10 protein-coding genes, 2 tRNA genes and 3 rRNA genes are annotated in these 18,064 nt (G+C 63.2%); 8 read left to right on the top strand and 7 right to left on the bottom strand.

Annotated elements, in window-relative coordinates; genetic code table 11:
• Window positions 1-33 precede the first annotated feature (33 nt).
• The 5 genes from rrf to AC1DEL_RS25830 form a co-directional block, all read right to left on the bottom strand.
• Window positions 34-147, bottom strand: a 5S ribosomal RNA gene (gene rrf, locus AC1DEL_RS25850).
• Window positions 148-272: 125 nt separating this feature from the next.
• Window positions 273-3,153 (bottom strand): 23S ribosomal RNA (locus AC1DEL_RS25845).
• Between the two features lie 310 nt (window positions 3,154-3,463).
• Window positions 3,464-3,539, bottom strand: a tRNA-Ala gene (locus tag AC1DEL_RS25840).
• 8 nt (window positions 3,540-3,547) lie between these two features.
• Window positions 3,548-3,624 (bottom strand) — tRNA-Ile (locus tag AC1DEL_RS25835).
• Between the two features lie 63 nt (window positions 3,625-3,687).
• A 16S ribosomal RNA gene (locus tag AC1DEL_RS25830) occupies window positions 3,688-5,219 on the bottom strand.
• The 16S, 23S and 5S rRNA genes sit together here with 2 tRNA genes alongside, the layout of an rRNA operon.
• 502 nt (window positions 5,220-5,721) lie before the next feature.
• Between AC1DEL_RS25830 and AC1DEL_RS25825 the strand changes: the two genes are divergently transcribed.
• The 5 genes from AC1DEL_RS25825 (at window position 5,722) to AC1DEL_RS25805 (ending at window position 10,565) form a co-directional block, all read left to right on the top strand.
• Window positions 5,722-7,314 carry a 3'-5' exonuclease family protein gene (locus tag AC1DEL_RS25825; RefSeq protein WP_177219891.1) on the top strand — a complete coding sequence of 531 codons (1,593 nt, stop codon included), beginning with the start codon at window positions 5,722-5,724 and terminating at the stop codon, window positions 7,312-7,314.
• A 117-nt stretch (window positions 7,315-7,431) separates the two neighbouring features.
• Window positions 7,432-7,842 carry a hypothetical protein gene (locus AC1DEL_RS25820; RefSeq protein ID WP_477126395.1) on the top strand — a complete coding sequence of 137 codons (411 nt, stop codon included), beginning with the start codon at window positions 7,432-7,434 and terminating at the stop codon, window positions 7,840-7,842.
• Between the two features lie 80 nt (window positions 7,843-7,922).
• On the top strand, window positions 7,923-8,603 hold the full coding sequence (locus AC1DEL_RS25815) for a TetR/AcrR family transcriptional regulator (protein ID WP_477110817.1): 681 nt from the start codon (window positions 7,923-7,925) through the stop codon (window positions 8,601-8,603).
• Window positions 8,604-8,751: 148 nt separating this feature from the next.
• A complete protein-coding gene (locus AC1DEL_RS25810) occupies window positions 8,752-9,750 on the top strand; it encodes a Bug family tripartite tricarboxylate transporter substrate binding protein (protein WP_441593678.1) in 999 nt (332 codons plus the stop codon).
• Window positions 9,751-9,890: 140 nt separating this feature from the next.
• Window positions 9,891-10,565 (top strand): histidine phosphatase family protein, encoded by a 675-nt coding sequence (locus tag AC1DEL_RS25805; RefSeq protein WP_092293359.1) that lies wholly within the window; start codon window positions 9,891-9,893, stop codon window positions 10,563-10,565.
• A 23-nt stretch (window positions 10,566-10,588) separates the two neighbouring features.
• Here the strand turns inward: AC1DEL_RS25805 and AC1DEL_RS25800 are convergent, their stop codons facing one another.
• Window positions 10,589-11,215, bottom strand: a complete 627-nt coding sequence (locus AC1DEL_RS25800; protein ID WP_092293361.1) for a LysE family translocator — start codon at window positions 11,213-11,215, stop codon at window positions 10,589-10,591.
• Between the two features lie 243 nt (window positions 11,216-11,458).
• Between AC1DEL_RS25800 and AC1DEL_RS25795 the strand changes: the two genes are divergently transcribed.
• Complete coding sequence (locus tag AC1DEL_RS25795; protein ID WP_092293363.1) at window positions 11,459-13,630, top strand: alpha/beta hydrolase domain-containing protein; 2,172 nt, start codon at window positions 11,459-11,461, stop codon at window positions 13,628-13,630.
• A gap of 69 nt (window positions 13,631-13,699) precedes the next feature.
• Here AC1DEL_RS25795 and AC1DEL_RS25790 read toward each other — a convergent pair whose 3' ends face one another.
• On the bottom strand, window positions 13,700-13,918 hold the full coding sequence (locus AC1DEL_RS25790) for a hypothetical protein (protein WP_092293365.1): 219 nt from the start codon (window positions 13,916-13,918) through the stop codon (window positions 13,700-13,702).
• A gap of 278 nt (window positions 13,919-14,196) precedes the next feature.
• Between AC1DEL_RS25790 and AC1DEL_RS25785 the strand changes: the two genes are divergently transcribed.
• Together AC1DEL_RS25785 and AC1DEL_RS25780 are read left to right on the top strand one after the other, a co-directional pair.
• Complete coding sequence (locus tag AC1DEL_RS25785; protein WP_092293367.1) at window positions 14,197-16,557, top strand: mechanosensitive ion channel family protein; 2,361 nt, start codon at window positions 14,197-14,199, stop codon at window positions 16,555-16,557.
• Window positions 16,558-16,877: 320 nt separating this feature from the next.
• The gene (locus AC1DEL_RS25780; protein WP_092294323.1) at window positions 16,878-18,059 is read left to right on the top strand and encodes a helix-turn-helix transcriptional regulator; all 1,182 of its coding nucleotides are present in this window, start codon (window positions 16,878-16,880) and stop codon (window positions 18,057-18,059) included.
• The last annotated feature ends 5 nt before the right edge of the window (window positions 18,060-18,064 follow it).

The raw sequence follows: 18,064 nt of genomic DNA, 5'->3' as shown, positions 1-18,064 counted from the left end.
GCCTTTATGGGGCTGGGGGTTCTGGGTATAAGAGCCTGGCGATGACCTACTTTCACACGGGTAGTCCGCACTATCATCGGCGCAAAGTCGTTTCACGGTCCTGTTCGGGATGGGAAGGGGTGGTTCCGACTCGCTATGGTCACCAGGCATGAGGGGTTGCCGCGCTGACGCATGTCAGCACGGCGAATCTGGGAGTAGTAAAGATTGGTTGTGTTTGTACCATCGTGGCACAAGGCGGCGAACCGCTACACCAGGTAAGACACACTGGTTATAGGATCAAGCCTTACGGGCAATTAGTACTGGTTAGCTTAACGCATTACTGCGCTTCCACACCCAGCCTATCAACGTCCTGGTCTCGAACGACCCTTCAAGGAGGTCAAGCCTCCAGGGAATCCTCATCTTCAGGCGAGTTTCCCGCTTAGATGCTTTCAGCGGTTATCTCTTCCGTACATAGCTACCCTGCGATGCCTCTGGCGAGACAACAGGTACACCAGCGGTACGTCCACTCCGGTCCTCTCGTACTAGGAGCAGCCCCCGTCAAGATTCCAACGCCCACGGCAGATAGGGACCAAACTGTCTCACGACGTTTTAAACCCAGCTCACGTACCTCTTTAAATGGCGAACAGCCATACCCTTGGGACCGGCTACAGCCCCAGGATGAGATGAGCCGACATCGAGGTGCCAAACACCGCCGTCGATATGAACTCTTGGGCGGTATCAGCCTGTTATCCCCAGAGTACCTTTTATCCGTTGAGCGATGGCCCTTCCATTCAGAACCACCGGATCACTATGTCCTGCTTTCGCACCTGCTCGACTTGTCAGTCTCGCAGTTAAGCACGCTTTTGCCATTGCACTTTAGGTACGATGTCCGACCGTACCAAGCGTACCTTCGAACTCCTCCGTTACACTTTGGGAGGAGACCGCCCCAGTCAAACTGCCTACCATGCACTGTCCCCGACCCGGATTCACGGGCCAAGGTTAGAACCTCAAACAAACCAGGGTGGTATTTCAAGGACGGCTCCACGTGAACTAGCGTCCACGCTTCAAAGCCTCCCACCTATCCTACACAGATCGGTTCAAAGTCCAATGCAAAGCTACAGTAAAGGTTCATGGGGTCTTTCCGTCTAGCCGCGGGGAGATTGCATCATCACAAACACTTCAACTTCGCTGAGTCTCGGGAGGAGACAGTGTGGCCATCGTTACGCCATTCGTGCAGGTCGGAACTTACCCGACAAGGAATTTCGCTACCTTAGGACCGTTATAGTTACGGCCGCCGTTTACCGGGACTTCAATCAAGAGCTTGCACCCCATCATTTAATCTTCCGGCACCGGGCAGGCGTCACACCCTATACGTCCACTTTCGTGTTTGCAGAGTGCTGTGTTTTTATTAAACAGTCGCAGCCACCATTTTATTGCAACCCCTTCACCCTCCTGGCGCAGGCCAGTCAAGCTACAAGGGCGTACCTTATCCCGAAGTTACGGTACCAATTTGCCGAGTTCCTTCTCCCGAGTTCTCTCAAGCGCCTTAGAATACTCATCTCGCCCACCTGTGTCGGTTTGCGGTACGGTCTCGTATGACTGAAGCTTAGAGGCTTTTCTTGGAACCACTTCCAATTGCTTCGCGGCTCAAGGCCGCTCGCCCCACATCCTTGAATTACGCGCCCGGATTTGCCTAAGCGCCTTCTCCAATGCAGGGACCGGGACTTCCAACACCCGGACAACCTTCCGCGATCCGTCCCCCCATCGCATCATACGACGGTGCAGGAATATTAACCTGCTTCCCATCAGCTACGCATCTCTGCCTCGCCTTAGGGGCCGACTCACCCTACGCCGATGAACGTTGCGTAGGAAACCTTGGGCTTACGGCGAGGGGGCCTTTCACCCCCTTTATCGCTACTCATGTCAGCATTCGCACTTCTGATACCTCCAGCATCCTTTACAAGACACCTTCACAGGCTTACAGAACGCTCTCCTACCACGCACATTACTGTGCGTCCGCAGCTTCGGTATATAGCTTAGCCCCGTTACATCTTCCGCGCAGGACGACTCGATCAGTGAGCTATTACGCTTTCTTTAAAGGGTGGCTGCTTCTAAGCCAACCTCCTGACTGTTTTAGCCTTCCCACTTCGTTTCCCACTTAGCTATATTTGGGGACCTTAGCTGGCGGTCTGGGTTGTTTCCCTCTTGACACCGGACGTTAGCACCCGATGTCTGTCTCCCGTGATTGCACTCTTCGGTATTCGGAGTTTGCTATGGCGGGGTAATCAGCAATAGACCCCCCAACCATGACAGTGCTCTACCCCCGAAGGTGAGACACGAGGCACTACCTAAATAGTTTTCGGAGAGAACCAGCTATTTCCAGATTTGTTTAGCCTTTCACCCCTATCCACAGCTCATCCCCTAACTTTTCAACGTTAGTGGGTTCGGTCCTCCAGTACGTGTTACCGCACCTTCAACCTGGCCATGGATAGATCATCTGGTTTCGGGTCTACACCCAGCGACTCAACGCCCTATTCGGACTCGCTTTCGCTACGCCTTCCCTAATCGGTTAAGCTTGCCACTGAATGTAAGTCGCTGACCCATTATACAAAAGGTACGCCGTCACCCGTTTCCAGGCTCCGACTGTTTGTATGCATGCGGTTTCAGGATCTATTTCACTCCCCTCCCGGGGTTCTTTTCGCCTTTCCCTCACGGTACTGGTTCACTATCGGTCGATTACGAGTATTTAGCCTTGGAGGATGGTCCCCCCATCTTCAGACAGGATTTCACGTGTCCCGCCCTACTTGTCGTACACCTAGTTCCACAACGCTGTTTTCGCATACAGGGCTATCACCTGCTATGGCCGGGCTTTCCATCCCGTTCTGCTAACAATGCTGCTAAAGAGTACAAGGCTCTTCCCATTTCGTTCGCCACTACTTTGGGAATCTCGGTTGATTTCTGTTCCTGCAGCTACTTAGATGTTTCAGTTCGCCGCGTTCGCTTCCCTGACCTATGTATTCAGTCAGGGATGACCCATAAGGGCCGGGTTTCCCCATTCGGACATCTCCGGATCAAAGCTTGTTTGCCAGCTCCCCGAAGCTTTTCGCAGGCTACCGCGTCCTTCATCGCCTGTAATCGCCAAGGCATCCACCACATGCACTTGTTCGCTTGACCCTATAACGAGTGTGTCTCAGCTTTCGCTTAAGCACACRACTCACCATAGGTCTGAGTTCTCGCGTTTGTGCCGTATTCCAAGTCATCTTTCGATCACTTTAAATACATTTTGGTTGATACAATCACAACCCGGTATCGCGTTGGATAATTCAGCGTCTCATCAACGCTCGCGCGACACCTTTACTACATCCCATATTGTTAAAGAACAGCCGACGGATTCAKTGAATCCAATCGCTTGGCAATGCCAAATGAAAGCACTCACAGCGCCTTCGCGCTAAGTGCTTTCATTTGGCAAACCAACCAAGGTAAGTGGTGGAGGATGACGGGATCGAACCGACGACCCCCTGCTTGCAAAGCAGGTGCTCTCCCAGCTGAGCTAATCCCCCGGATAACTTGGTGGGTCTGGTAGGACTTGAACCTACGACCCCCGCCTTATCAAGACGGTGCTCTAACCACCTGAGCTACAGACCCTTGGCTGTAACAGCAAACAAACCGATAAGTGTGAACGCTTGACTTGTGAACACAAGCCTCTGGAAAGGAGGTGATCCAGCCGCACCTTCCGATACGGCTACCTTGTTACGACTTCACCCCAGTCATGAACCCTGCCGTGGTAATCGCCCTCCTTGCGGTTAGGCTAACTACTTCTGGCAAAACCCACTCCCATGGTGTGACGGGCGGTGTGTACAAGACCCGGGAACGTATTCACCGCGGCATGCTGATCCGCGATTACTAGCGATTCCAGCTTCACGTAGTCGAGTTGCAGACTACGATCCGGACTACGATGCATTTTCTGGGATTAGCTCCCCCTCGCGGGTTGGCAACCCTCTGTATGCACCATTGTATGACGTGTGAAGCCCTACCCATAAGGGCCATGAGGACTTGACGTCATCCCCACCTTCCTCCGGTTTGTCACCGGCAGTCTCTCTAGAGTGCCCTTTCGTAGCAACTAGAGACAAGGGTTGCGCTCGTTGCGGGACTTAACCCAACATCTCACGACACGAGCTGACGACAGCCATGCAGCACCTGTGTCCACTTTCTCTTTCGAGCACCTAATGCATCTCTGCTTCGTTAGTGGCATGTCAAGGGTAGGTAAGGTTTTTCGCGTTGCATCGAATTAATCCACATCATCCACCGCTTGTGCGGGTCCCCGTCAATTCCTTTGAGTTTTAATCTTGCGACCGTACTCCCCAGGCGGTCAACTTCACGCGTTAGCTACGTTACTGAGGAAATGAATCCCCAACAACTAGTTGACATCGTTTAGGGCGTGGACTACCAGGGTATCTAATCCTGTTTGCTCCCCACGCTTTCGTGCATGAGCGTCAGTCACGTCCCAGGGGGCTGCCTTCGCCATCGGTATTCCTCCACATCTCTACGCATTTCACTGCTACACGTGGAATTCTACCCCCCTCTGACGTACTCTAGCCTTGCAGTCACAAGCGCAATTCCCAGGTTGAGCCCGGGGATTTCACGCCTGTCTTACAAAACCGCCTGCGCACGCTTTACGCCCAGTAATTCCGATTAACGCTCGCACCCTACGTATTACCGCGGCTGCTGGCACGTAGTTAGCCGGTGCTTATTCTTCCGGTACCGTCATCGACYCCGGGTATTAACCAGAGCCATTTCTTTCCGGACAAAAGTGCTTTACAACCCGAAGGCCTTCTTCACACACGCGGCATTGCTGGATCAGGGTTGCCCCCATTGTCCAAAATTCCCCACTGCTGCCTCCCGTAGGAGTCTGGGCCGTGTCTCAGTCCCAGTGTGGCTGATCGTCCTCTCAGACCAGCTACTGATCGTCGCCTTGGTGAGCTTTTACCCCACCAACTAGCTAATCAGACATCGGCCGCTCCTATTGCGCGAGGCCTTTCGGTCCCCYGCTTTCACCCKYAGGTCGTATGCGGTATTAGCTAATCTTTCGACTAGTTATCCCCCACAACAGGGCACGTTCCGATGTATTACTCACCCGTTCGCCACTCGCCACCAGGATTGCTCCCGTGCTGCCGTTCGACTTGCATGTGTWAGGCMTRCCGCCAGCGTTCAMTCTGAGCCAGGATCAAACTCTTCAGTTCAATACCTGTGTGGTGCCGAAGCACCTCGCTCTTTCGAGCGGTCGCTCACTCTCAGAAAACTGACTCGATCCATTCCGAAGAACGAACCGAACATGTTTTACTGTGCGAGCACTTAATAACTTTTGAAGCAACACGCAGACCGAAGTCCACGCGGCGTTCGCCATCAAGCGCCCACACTTATCGGTTGTTTGGTTGTTAAAGAACTGGCCACACCGGCTTTGCCGGGGGCGGTACTGCTTGTCTGYGCTGCGTCGTTTGCGTCGCAGCAGAGAAACGAGATTATGAAGAACAACCTRCGTTTCGTCAACAGGTCAGCGAAGTTTTTTTCGCCGCGGTCAGCGCTGRAAAACTCCTCAGCCCGACCACCCCATCAACCCCGCARCCCTTGTCGCTGCTGCGTTTGCAGCGCGGTTTGTGTTGCGAGGGGGCGAATATTAAGGGAGCCAACGCAGGCTGGCAAGGGGTTTCGCAAAAGAATTTTCGGGCGCAGTAGAATCGCCCCATGACGACACCGCCTGACCTGATGACCTACGTGCCCGAACGCCTCGCGAGCCGCGACGCCGGCGCCCTCGATGCGCACGCGCTCGCCACCGCCCTCGCGCGGCCGATCGTATTCGTCGACCTGGAAACCACGGGCGCCGATGCCCAGCGTGACCGCATTACCGAGATCGGCGTGGTCGAAGTCGGCCCGGACGGCATCCAGGAATGGGACACGCTGCTGGACCCACAGGCCAGCATCCCGTCTTTCATCCAGGGCATGACCGGCATTACTGAAGAGATGGTGCGCGGCAAACCCACGTTCGAGTCGATTGCCGAGTCGCTGGCAGAGCGGCTGCAAGGCCGCCTCTTCGTGGCCCACAACGCGCGCTTCGACTACGGCTTCCTGAAGAATGCGTTCCGGCGCGCTGGCATCACCTTCCGCGCCGACGTGCTTTGCACCGTGCGACTGTCGCGCGCGCTGTTCCCGTCGGTGGAGCGCCATGGCCTGGACGCGCTGATCGCCCGCTTCGGCCTGACGCCCAAGGGCCGTCACCGCGCGCTGGCGGACGCCGAACTACTCTGGCAGTTCTGGCAGAAGCTCCATGGTCTCTATACCGTGGATCTGGTGGAATCGGCCGTCAAGTCGCTGGTGAAGCAGGCGAGCCTCCCGGCCGGCCTGTCCGAGACCGCGCTCGACGAGGTACCCGATCGTCCCGGCGTCTACCTGTTCTATGGCGACGAAGACGCGCCGCTCTACGTTGGCAAGAGCATTCACCTGCGTCAGCGCATCAAAAGCCATTTCTCGGGCGACCATCGCCATGAGAAGGAGATGCGCCTGGCGCGAGGCGTGCGGCGCGTGGCGTGGCACGAGACCGGCGGCGAAGTCGGCGCGCTGCTGATGGAGGCGCAGTTGGTCAAGTCTCTGCAGCCACTGCACAACCAGTTGCTGCGCCAGAACAGCGAACTGTTCTCGTGGGAGATCCCCGATGGCCTGCCCGTGCCGCGCCTGCGCTCGGACCGGCACGTGGATTTCAGCCGCCATGCCAATCTCTATGGCGCGTTCGGCAGCCGCGCCGCAGCCCAGGCCCGGCTGCGGGAGTTGGCGGAGGAACACACGCTCTGTCTGACCACGCTGATGCTCGAACCCACGCACCGGCGCGGCAACCCGTGTTTCGCGCGACAGTTGCATCGCTGCGCGGGCGCCTGCACGGGCGACGAATCGCGCGCGGCGCATCGGGAGCGGACGATGGCCGCCATCGCCACGCTAGCATTGCAGCCGTGGCCATTCGCCGGCGCGGTGGCGTGGCGGGAATCGGATCAGCCCCAACAGCCATGGCACGTGCTGGAGAACTGGTGCTATCTCGGGTCCGTGACGGACCTCGACGCGGCGGCTGCCCTGCTCGCCGCGCCGGCCCGGTTCGATGTCGATACCTACCAGATCCTCGCGCCGCGCCTGGACGCCCTGCGCGCCTCGGCGGTGCCGCTCGCGGCGTCCCGACCGTTTGCGCTGACGCCACCGGAGCCGCCGGCGCCCAGCCGCGCTCCGTCGATCAAACGCCCCGCCCGGACAACCGAGCGTTCATCGGATACACAAACCCTCACCCTGTTCGCCTGATCGGAGTCGGGATCGGGGTCGGCAGGCAATGTGCGGCGGCGCGCATAGTGGCGTTGCCAGCCGGGCGCCCGCTCGGCTAGTCTGCCGAGGAGGGTTCGCTACCTAGATGGAGCCGCCATGCCCGCGTTGCCCCGCCTTCCGTTTGCCGCCGCCGTGCTCTGCGCGGCCGGCGTGACCATTGGCTGCACCAGCGTCGATGGCGGCGCCATGCATCGGATCTTCGCATCCTGGCAGGGCGCGCCTGTCGAGCAGGTGCAGGCTCAGTGGGGGCCGCCGCAGTCCGTGCAGAGCACGCCGGCCGGCACCGCCTATATATGGGTCGACGAACTGCCGACGGCGCACCCGCCCGGCAGCGGCCCGCGCGATGCGCAGCTTGAGCCACCTGCCTCCACGGCACGATGTCAGCGCAAGCTGCTGGCCGCCGCCAACGGCAAGGTCACCGGCGGGGAGTGGAACGGTAATGCCTGCTGCGTGCAGACGCTGGTCGGCCAGTGCGCAGGCCTGCCCCGCAAAACGTCCGGATCGTAAACCCCAATTTGACGCTGCGGTATACGAAACCATAATGTGCGGACATAGAACCGAATCCGAATTCGAATACGGAATCCGCCATGCAAGCATCCTTTCCGAGTGTGACGAATAGCACGTCTTCGTCCACAGCCTTCCCCCGCATCGATACCCCCTCGATTCTCCAGCCACCCCGCCAGCGCCGCGCCAAGGAAACGGAACAGGCGCTGCTGACCGCCGGCCGCGAGTTGCTCGCGCAGCGCGACTTCGCCTCCGTCTCGGTGGCGCAGATCGCGGCGGCCTGCCAGGTGTCCGTGGGCGCCTTCTACGGTCGATTCCGCGACAAGATGGCGTTCTTCGACGCCCTGCGCACGCTCGTGATGGAAGAGACCGACGCCTCCGTTGCGCGCTACCTGAACGAAGGGCGCTGGGCCGAGACGCCGCCGCGCCAGATCGTCGAGAAGACAATGCGCTTCCTGCTGACCGGCTGCCACAACAACCGGGGCGTGATTCGCGCATCACTCAAGCACGCCACCACGCGCCCCGAGGAATGGCTGCCGCATCAGAAGAACGGCCAGGAAATCGTCGACCGGCTCGTGGCGCTGCTGGTACCGCGCCTGCCCGGCCCGCCAGAAGAAGCCGAGCAGCACGTGCGCTTTGCCATGCAGGTGGTCTTCGGCATGATCGTCAACGCGGTGCTGAACGACCCCGGCCCGCTCACGCTCGCCGATGAACGGCTACCCGTGGAACTCACGCGCATGGTGGCGAGCTACCTGGACCTCTGAGCGCCCCCCGCCCTACCGCCACACCTCGCTTCACCCCCAGTTCCCCCGCTTTTTCCGGACGGCCCCGCTCCCAATGGGGCCATCCGATCTCGCCGCAACATAGCGGCGCCGCCTGTTTTCAGGCCGGATATAACGTGGAGACAACACCATGAAGCATTCCATCGCGTCACGCAGGAGACTGGCCGCGCGCGTTGCCGGCGTCATGCTCGGGCTGGTTTCACTGGCCACGCATGCGCAGGGTGACTACCCGACCAAACCGATTCGCCTGATCGTGCCGTATCCCGCTGGTGGGCTGACCGACACGATGGCGCGCCAGGTGGCCGACGGGCTGTCCAAGCGCCTGGGCCAGACCGTGGTCGTGGAGAACAAGGGCGGCGCGGGCGGCATCATCGGCACGGATTTCGTCGCCAAGTCCGCCCCGGACGGCTACACGCTACTGATGACGATTCCCGGGCCGATCACGTCCAACATCGCGCTATATAAGAAGCTGCCCTATGACCCGCGCACCGATCTGCGGCCACTCTCGGACATCGCCATGGCGCGCACCGTGCTGACGGTCAACCCGACGGTGCCCGCGAAGACCGTCAAGGAGCTGCTGGCCTACGCGCAGCAGTCGCCGGGCAAGCTGCGGATGGGCTCGTGGGGCCCCGGCACCTTGCCGCACACCATCCAGGCTTATATGGACAAGACCTACGGCGTGGATATCCTCCACGTGCCGTATCGCGGCGAAGGCCCGCTGGTCACCGACCTCCTCGCCGGGCAGGTCAACATGACGATCAGTTCCGTGACCACGCTGCGGCAGTACGTTGCCACCGGCAAGCTGCGGGCACTGGCAGTGTCCGGCACCACGCGCGCCCGCGGGATGCCCGATGTGCCGACGTTCGCCGAAGCGGGCTATGGCGATGAGGCGTACAAGATCGTCGGGCCGACCACGCTGATGGCGCCCGCCAAGACACCCGAAGCCATCGTCGAGAAACTGGGCCGCGAGGTCGTGGCGCTGGTCAAGTCGCCCGAGTTCCAGGCGAAGATCGACGAGATGGGTCTCGAGCCCATCGGCAGCTCCCCGGCGGAAGCGCAGCGCGCCTACAAGGCCTACCTGCCGGTGATCCTGAAGCTGGCCGCCGACACCGGAGTGACGCTGGACTGACCCGGGCCGCCCTCTCCGCGCCGGACAATGCAGCGCGGAGATGGCCGGTATGAATTCCGGAGCAGCTTGCTTTGCGGGCGGGAGGCAGGCTTCTAGAATCAGTCTCACGATGATTTTCCGGCGCGAGACGCCCCCTTCCCATGGCAACGCTATTCCTGGTCCGTCACGGACAAGCCTCGTTCGGGGCCGCCAACTATGATTGCCTGTCCGACGTGGGCCGCCAGCAGGCGCGCTGGCTGGGCGAGTATTTCCGCGACCGGGGCGTCAGCTTCCGGCGCGTGGTGGCCGGCTCGCTGGTGCGCCAGCAGGACACGGCCACCGAGATCCTCGCCGGCATGGGGGCGACCGATACCGCCGTGGTGTCCCATCCCGGCCTCAATGAATACGATGGCGAGGCGCTGTATCGCAGTTTCACCAAGGGCGGCGATCATCGCGCCCATCAGAACGGCGACTACCAGGACTACTGGCGCACGTTCCGTGCGGCGTTCGCGGCCTGGACGCAGGACACGTTGACCGGCATGCCGGAGACCTGGACTGATTTCGGCGCGCGCATGCAGTCCGCGCTGACGCACGCCACCGAGGGCGCGGCGCGCGAGGATGCGCTGCTCGTGGTCAGCTCGGGCGGCGCCATCGGCCGCGCGGTGGCCGACCTGCTCGGCGCGCCGACGCAGACCGCCATTGAACTGAACCTGCAGTTCCGCAATACCGGTTTCTGCGAGCTGATCGTGGGACGCGGCACGCAGCGGCTGCTGAGCTTCAACAACGTGCCGCACCTCGAGCACGCCGAGCGCCGCAAGGCCATCACGTTCGCCTGAGGCGCCCGCCTCAGGCTACCGCCTCAGCGCTGCGACAGCGCGAGGCGCCCCGCCAGCGCGAGAAACACCGTGCCGGCAAACCAGTTCATCGCCCGCTGCACGCGGGCCGAGCGCATCAGCACACGGCCAAACACGCCCGAGAACCACGCAATCGCGCCGAAGACCAGCAGCGTGGCGAGGATGAACACAAAGCCGAGCACCATCAGCTGCAGCGCCACGTGCCCGCGCTCGGCCACCACGAACTGCGGCAGGAAGGCCAGGAAGAAGATCACGACCTTCGGATTGGTGAGGTTCATCACCACGCCGCGCCAGTACATGCGGCGGGGCGGATTGGCATCGGCATGTTGCGGTGACATCTCCCCCACCGGTGCGCGGAACGCCTGCCACGCCAGCCAGACCAGATAGAGCGCCCCGGCGACCTTGAGGACCGTAAAGGCCATCGCCGATGCCGCCAGCAGCGCGGCCAGCCCCACCGCCACCACCGCCGTGTGCACGAGCAGTCCGGTGCAGAGCCCAAGCACCACGGTCAGCCCGGCGCGCGTGCCATGCATGGCCGACTGGAGCAGCACGAAGATGTTGTCGGGGCCGGGCGCCAGGCTCAGCAGGACGGCAATCCCGAGGAATGTCAGCAGGGTGTCGATCGACGGCATCGGTGTTCTCCGTGCATTGAGAGCGCCATGGTAGCGGAACACCGCGCGGCGCGTGGGGCCTGACTATCCATCCACATCCTCGATCAATTCATCCAAACAATCAATTTATCAGCTTAATCGGTCACTCCTACACTGCTTTCACTTCGACAGCGGTGCGCACGAACGGGCGGCGACCGCGCGGGGCAATCCCATCCTTGAGGGCTGCCGCGCAAGCAATCCCGAACGACAACGAGGAGACAGACGATGCAAGCACGTGCACCGATGCGGCACGCGGTAGCGCTCGCCCTGACGGGCGCCATGGCCATGTTGACGGCCTGCGGTGGCAGCGACGACAACAACGGCGGCGGGAGCAGTGGCGGCGGTGGTGGCGGTGGCACGCCCCAGACGCATGCGCCCACGCAGACGCTCAAGATCACCGGCACGCAGGACTTCGCGGGCAGCTACGGCAGCGTGGGCCAGTACGAGCAACTGACGGGCACCCTCAGCGGCGAGGTCGACCCGAAAGACCCGAAGAACGCCATCATCCAGGACCTGGCGCTGGCGCCCGTCAACGCGAACGGCATGGTCGAGTACTCGGCCGACTTCGTCATGCTCAAGCCCAAGGACATGAGCAAGGCCAGCGGCGTGCTGCGCTACGACGCGCCCAATCGCGGCAATATCCTGACCATGGTCAACCCCGCCGCGAGCCCGAGCGATGCCGTCTACCTGGAGCGCGGCTACGTGCTGCTGTACTCGGCCTGGCAGGGCGATGTACCGAAATCGAGCCCGGCACGGCTGACCGTGACGGTGCCGGTGGCGAAGAATGCCGATGGCACCGCGATCACCGGCACCTATCGGACCGAACTGGTGCCGGGCGCGGCCGCGCCGGCGATGACGCTGCCCGGCGGCGTATTCAACGGCACCATGATCCCCTACGCGCCGGCCAGCCTCGACAACACCCAGCCTGGCTACTCGCTGACGCGGCGCGTCAATGAGACCGATGCGCGCGTGGCAATTCCCGCCAGCGACTGGAAATTCGCCACGTGCGACGCCAGCGCCAACGCGTTCCCCGGCAAGCCCGACCCGGCCAGCATCTGCCTGCGCGGCGGCTTCGATCCGAAGTACCTCTATGAACTCGTGTACGTGGCGAAGGACCCGAAGGTGATGGGCGTGGGGCTGGCCGCGCTGCGGGACACCGTGAGCTTCTTCCGCAGCAAGGCCGCGGACGGCGCCGGCACGCCGAACCCGGTGGCGGGTCGCATCACCCACGCGCTGGGCCAGGGGACGTCGCAGTCCGGCAATGCGATGAAAACCTTCCTGCACCTGGGCTTCAACCAGGCGCTCGACGGCTCGAAGGTCTTCGACGGCATCTACGCCCACGTGGCGGCCCGCCAGACCAACATCAACACGCGCTTCGCCGTGCCGGGCGGCGGTGGCGGCCTGCGTACCGACCACTCGGCGTTCGGCCAGACCGCGCCGCGCGGCCTCGACAAGGACTACGTGGACGATATCTCGGGCACCAAAGGCGGCGTGATGGCGCGCTGCTCGGCGTCGAACACCTGCCCGAAGTTCTTCCTCGGCCTGTCGGGCACCGAGTTCTGGCAGTTGCAGGGCTCGCCGGTGCTGACCGACGCCAACGGCTTCGCCGACCTGAAGCAGCCGGACAACGCCCGTATCTATTACTACACGGGCGCCCAGCACGGCGGGGCGGGCGGCACGGCCAGCATCAGCTTCGCGCCCACCCGTAATGTCTACCCGGCCGGCACGGTGATCCAGCACAACGACACCTTCCGTGCGCTGTTCATCGATCTCGAGGACTGGGTCGTGCGCGGCACCACGCCGCCTGCCAGCCAGGTGCCGGCGCTGGCCGATGGCTCGCTGGTGCGCCCAGCCGACGTGGCCTTCCCCGTCATGAAGGGCGTGACGTGGGCCGTGAGCGGCGTGCAGACGGCGGTGCCTGACTTCCAGTACCTGGCGCGCTACAACGGCTATCCGTTGCTCGACTTCGGCCCGCAGTACCGGCGCGAGGACGAGTCCGGGATCGCCACGGTGCTGCCGCCGGCGTACCTGAACCGCGACTACGCGATCCTCGTGCCGCAGGTGGACCCCTCGACGGGCATCCCCAAGGCGGGCATCCACAGCGTGGAGGCGCGCGCGCCGCTGGGCACCAGCGTCGAGTTCAACTATGTCGCCACGCCGGGCATCGTGGATCTGTCCAACCTGACCGGGTCCTTCCTCCCCTTCCACAAGACCGAGGCGGCGCGCGTCTCGGCCGGTGACGGACGGCCCTCGCTCGAGTCGCTGTACACGGACCAGGCCGGCTATGTGGCCGCGGTGACGGCGGCAGCCAACGACCTCGTGACGCAGCGGTTCCTGTTGCAACGCGATGCGGACGCGATCATCGCGCGGGCGGTGGCCCAGCCAGTGCTGCCCTGACGTCCACAAAAGAAAAGGCGCCGTGCGAGAGGCACGGCGCCTTTTTCTCCAACAATCGGGCATCAACCATCAGCCGCGGGCGCCATCCAGGAACGGATCGAAGCTGCGGGCGCCATCGGTGAAGGTGTCGTGCGTGCGGAAGCCATATCCATATTGGTCTGCCGGCACGCCGGTGCGGAACTGGTAGCCATACTGATCGGCGGGCACGGTGCCAGCCTGGGCGGCGCCGACGGTGGCCAGCGAAACGATCAGGGAAGCGGCGATCTTGAGGGCAGTGGTCTTGGTCATGATTTCTCTCCGGTATATCATTAAGTGAATTTGAATGTCTTTTTGGCGGTGACTTCGTTTGCTTTGGCTCATGTTCGCCGTCCATGGGTTGAATATTAGACCTTCGATGTGACCGATACGGGGACGAAGTTCCAATCAGTCATTCAGTTTTTTTGAATTTCCGTCGATCCCGTCCGGCCGGCCCGATAGCGCATCGGCGCGGGCGATGCGCTACAGTGGCGCGATCCTGTCTTTTCGCCCCCCATGCGGCCGAAGGCCCTTGCCGCTGCGCCCCTTTCATGCCCCGTATCCCGCATCGTCCTGACTGGCTGGCCTGGCTTTGCTTCGTGCTTGTTGCGTGCATGCTGCCGCTGGCTGCCCATGCCGTCGGCGGCCCGCTGGCCGCGCTCGCGCTGAGTCAGAAGAAGGCGGCCCCGCCGCCGGCCTCGGCACCCGCAGCCGCGCCCGCCAGCGCGGCGCTCGCCCAGTCGCTGGATCAAGTCATTTCCACGCTGCAGAACGACGTCGAGCGCCAGAATCTGGTTAGCCAGTTGCAGGCACTGCGGCGCGGCGTGGCGGCGGGCGGCGCCTCGGCCCCCGCTGCGGCCTCGGACGTGGCGGCAACGGCCGCATCCGCGCCTTCGCCCTCGCCCGGGCTGATCGGCGCCGTTGCCAAGGCCCTCGAGGAAATCGACAAGGCCCCGCGCAAGGACCACGGCGCGTGGCACTACTGGGGCTGGCGCATCCAGTTCGCCGGGGAGGAATGGCGCGAGGCGCTGACGGTCCGCGACACCCGCCCGGCGTTCATGTCCGTGCGCGAGTTCGCCACCATCCTCGCCGGCTGGGCGCTGACCGGCTGGCTGCTTTGGGAGCTGTCGCGGCGCATCCACCGGAACCGCCTGCGGCCCGCGCAGCCGGCCCACCTGCCCTCCGTGCCGTCGTGGATGGATGTCGGCATCTATTTTCTGCGCCGGATCGGGCCGTGGGTCGTGGCATTCGCGATGACCGTGCTGCTCGCGTACAAGGTCTACGGCCGTACGCCGGCCAGCATGGGCGGCGTGATGGTGGCGTATGCGATCGTGGCCGGCGCGATCATGTCTGCCACGTGCCAGGTGATCTTCGCGCTGTTCCACTCCGCGCACCGATCAAACGCCATACGAGACCTGCTCAAGCACTCGCCATGGCTGCTCTTCGTGACCGGCGCGCTCGCCGCGCTGGGCGAGGCCAGTACCGACCCCCGCATCGTGACCGCGCTGGGCGTCAATCTCGCCGCGCTCGTCGGCACCCTCGCCAACATCCTCGCCGCCATCCTGATTGCCGTCTTTGCGGTGCGTTTCCGCCGCCCCGTCGGCCAGTTGATCTCGCTGCGCCCGCTGGCATTCCGGCAGGCCCACCCGGCCATCGTGGACCTGCTGCGCCTGGCCGGGCATGCCTGGTATCTGCCGATGCTGGCCGTGGTGCTGTCCTCCGTGGTCGGCACCATCATGGCTACCGGGCATGCCGACGAGTTCCTGCGCCGCGCCGTGGTCACGGTGGCGCTGTTCGTGGCGGCACTGCTGCTGACGCTGGTGGCGGGCCGCTCGCCCAAGGCCACGGTCCGCGCGCCGCGCCTGCGGGACCGCCGGCGCTCCGCCTATATCCAGCGTTTTGCCCGCTTCGGCATCGCGCTGGTGCGCGTCATCATCTGGATGGCGTTCGTCGAACTGGTGGCGCGCGTCTGGAATTCGTCGATCATCCGCCTGGCCGACTCGACCACGCTGGGCCGGCACATCACCGAATCGATCCTCAGCGTGGTCGGCGTGGTGCTGCTGGCGTGGCTGGTCTGGCTGCTGATCGACACCGCCATTACCCAGACGCTGACGCCGGGCCACGGGCGCGGCCAGCAGCCGAGCCTGCGCGCCAAGACCATCCTGCCGCTGGTGCGCAACGCGTCGTTCGTGGGGCTGCTGGTCATTGCGATGATCGCGGTGCTGGCCAATCTCGGCGTCAATGTCACGCCGCTGCTGGCGGGCGCCGGGGTGGTCGGCCTGGCCATCGGCTTCGGCGCCCAGAGCCTGGTGCAGGACCTGATTACCGGCCTGTTCATCGTGATCGAGGATTCGATTGCCATTGGCGATTCAATCGAACTGCCCGACCACGCCGGCGTGGTGGAAGGCATGACCATCCGCACGGTGAAGCTGCGCGACGGCAAGGGCGCCCTGCACACGCTGCCGTACAGCCAGATCAAGGCGGTGAAGAACCTGTCGCGCGGCTATGCGTTCGCCGTGTTCAGCATCGCGGTGGGCTATGAGAGCGACATCGACCGCGCCACCGAGGTGATCCGGGCGACCGGCGCCGAACTGGCCCGCGACCACCGCTACAGCCGCAACCTGCTCTCGGGGCTGGATATCCTGGGGCTCGACCGCTTCGACCCCAACGGCATCGTCGTGCTGGCGCAGTTCAAGACCAGGCCGCTGATGCAGGCCGAGATCACGCGGGGCTTCAACATGCGGCTGAAGCGAAATTTCGACGAAGCCGGCATCCGCATGGCCGCGCCACAACTGACCGTGCGCGTGGATGGCGGGGGGATCAGCCTGGACAGCGCCGGCGGCAAGCCTGGCGCGGAGGCCACGCCGCCGGGCGTCGGACTCGTCACGCGGACTGCCGGGAAATCGGCCTAATGCCCCCCGGTTGTGCAGCATTGTCCCCAGCCGTCACAAAGTTGTCGCTTTTGTGCAATGCAAAGCCGGAACATTCGCCAGGAATGCTTCAAATAACAGGGGCCGCGCATTACTATCACGCGAGCCCGCGCCAGATTGGCCGGGACCGCGCCCTTGCCGGCTCCCTCCCAAGGCGGGATGGCCCGATACAAGGCTTGTGCGGGATCATCGTCGTGACGGCCGGCCAACCCCCGGCCGGCAGTATCCAAACATAAAACAGGGGACCACGCCTCGCCGCAGTGGTCCTGAGGAAAAGGCGTTTGCCACCGGGGGAAATGAAAATGGGCGAACACCCGTCTGCCGACGATGTCTTCCATCGTCTGGTCGATAGCATCTATGAATCCGCCATGGACGTGGCGGCCATGCCAGAGGCGCTCGACCTCTTTTCCCGCTACACCTGCACCGGCAGCCCGCGCTACCTGATCTGGGACAAGCTCGCAGGCCAGGCACGCCTGGGCGTGACGCCGAACGGCTGCTACACCAGCGTCGGCACCATGCCGGACAGCATGCGCGCCCTCCCGGGACACTTCGCCAGCGCAGACGCCGTACCGGCATCGGTCGCCATGGCATCCGGTGCCGACACCCAGCTGCTGACAAAACCCGTGGCGGCCGGCGGCGGCTATGACTGCATGGGCCTCGCCCGGGGCGTGCGGCTCTTCGACACCTCCGAAGTCTGCGTGCTGATGAGCGCCACACCCGGCGGCTGCGATGACTTCATGCCCGCCGACCACCGCGAGCGCCGCCTGGCGCAGGTAATGCCCCACTGGGCTCGCGCCGCCCGCATGCAGCACCGCAATTTCGAGCTGAGCGGCCTGGCTTCGCTGGGACTGGCCGGCCTCGATACCCTCGACTTCGGCGTGATGGTGCTCCAGGCGGACATGCGCGTGCGCTACGCCAACAGCTGGGCCGAATCGCTGGTACAGGCCGACGCCAACCTGGCGCTCGACAACGGCCTGCTGCGCGCGCGGCCGGAATCCCTGCAAGGCGTGCTGCGCGACCTGCTCCAGGCCGCCGTCCATGGCGGCCGCAACGGCGGCGCCGCGGCGGGATCCTGGATGCACATCACGTCGGGCGGCCAGCCCGTGCCGATCATCGTCATGCCGTTGGTCTCGCGCCAGCCGGTCGAAGGCCCGTGGCAACTGCCGGCGGCCATGATGCTGCTGGGCAATTCCGAGTCCCGCTCGGTGCTGGACGCCGCCGTGCTGACGTCGCTGTTCGGCCTGTCGAAGAAGGAAAGCATCATCGCCATCCGCCTCGCCGCCGGCGAGACGCTGAACGAGATCGCCGAGCGCGAGTTCCTGTCGCCCCACACCGTGCGCGTGCATATCCGCGACACGCTGCGCAAGACCGGCACGCACCGCCAGTCGGAACTGGTGCGGCTGCTGCACCTGCTGCCGGGCGTGGATCTGGACCGGGCCGGGGCGTCGTCGACAGCCCGGCCGAGGGCGGCCAAGCTGCGATAACCCCC

The sequence above is a fragment of the Cupriavidus sp. 10L43_2 genome (genome assembly GCF_056395265.1).
The sequence above is the reverse complement of the archived record's forward strand: the minus strand, read 5'-3'. Positions and strand labels throughout refer to the sequence as shown.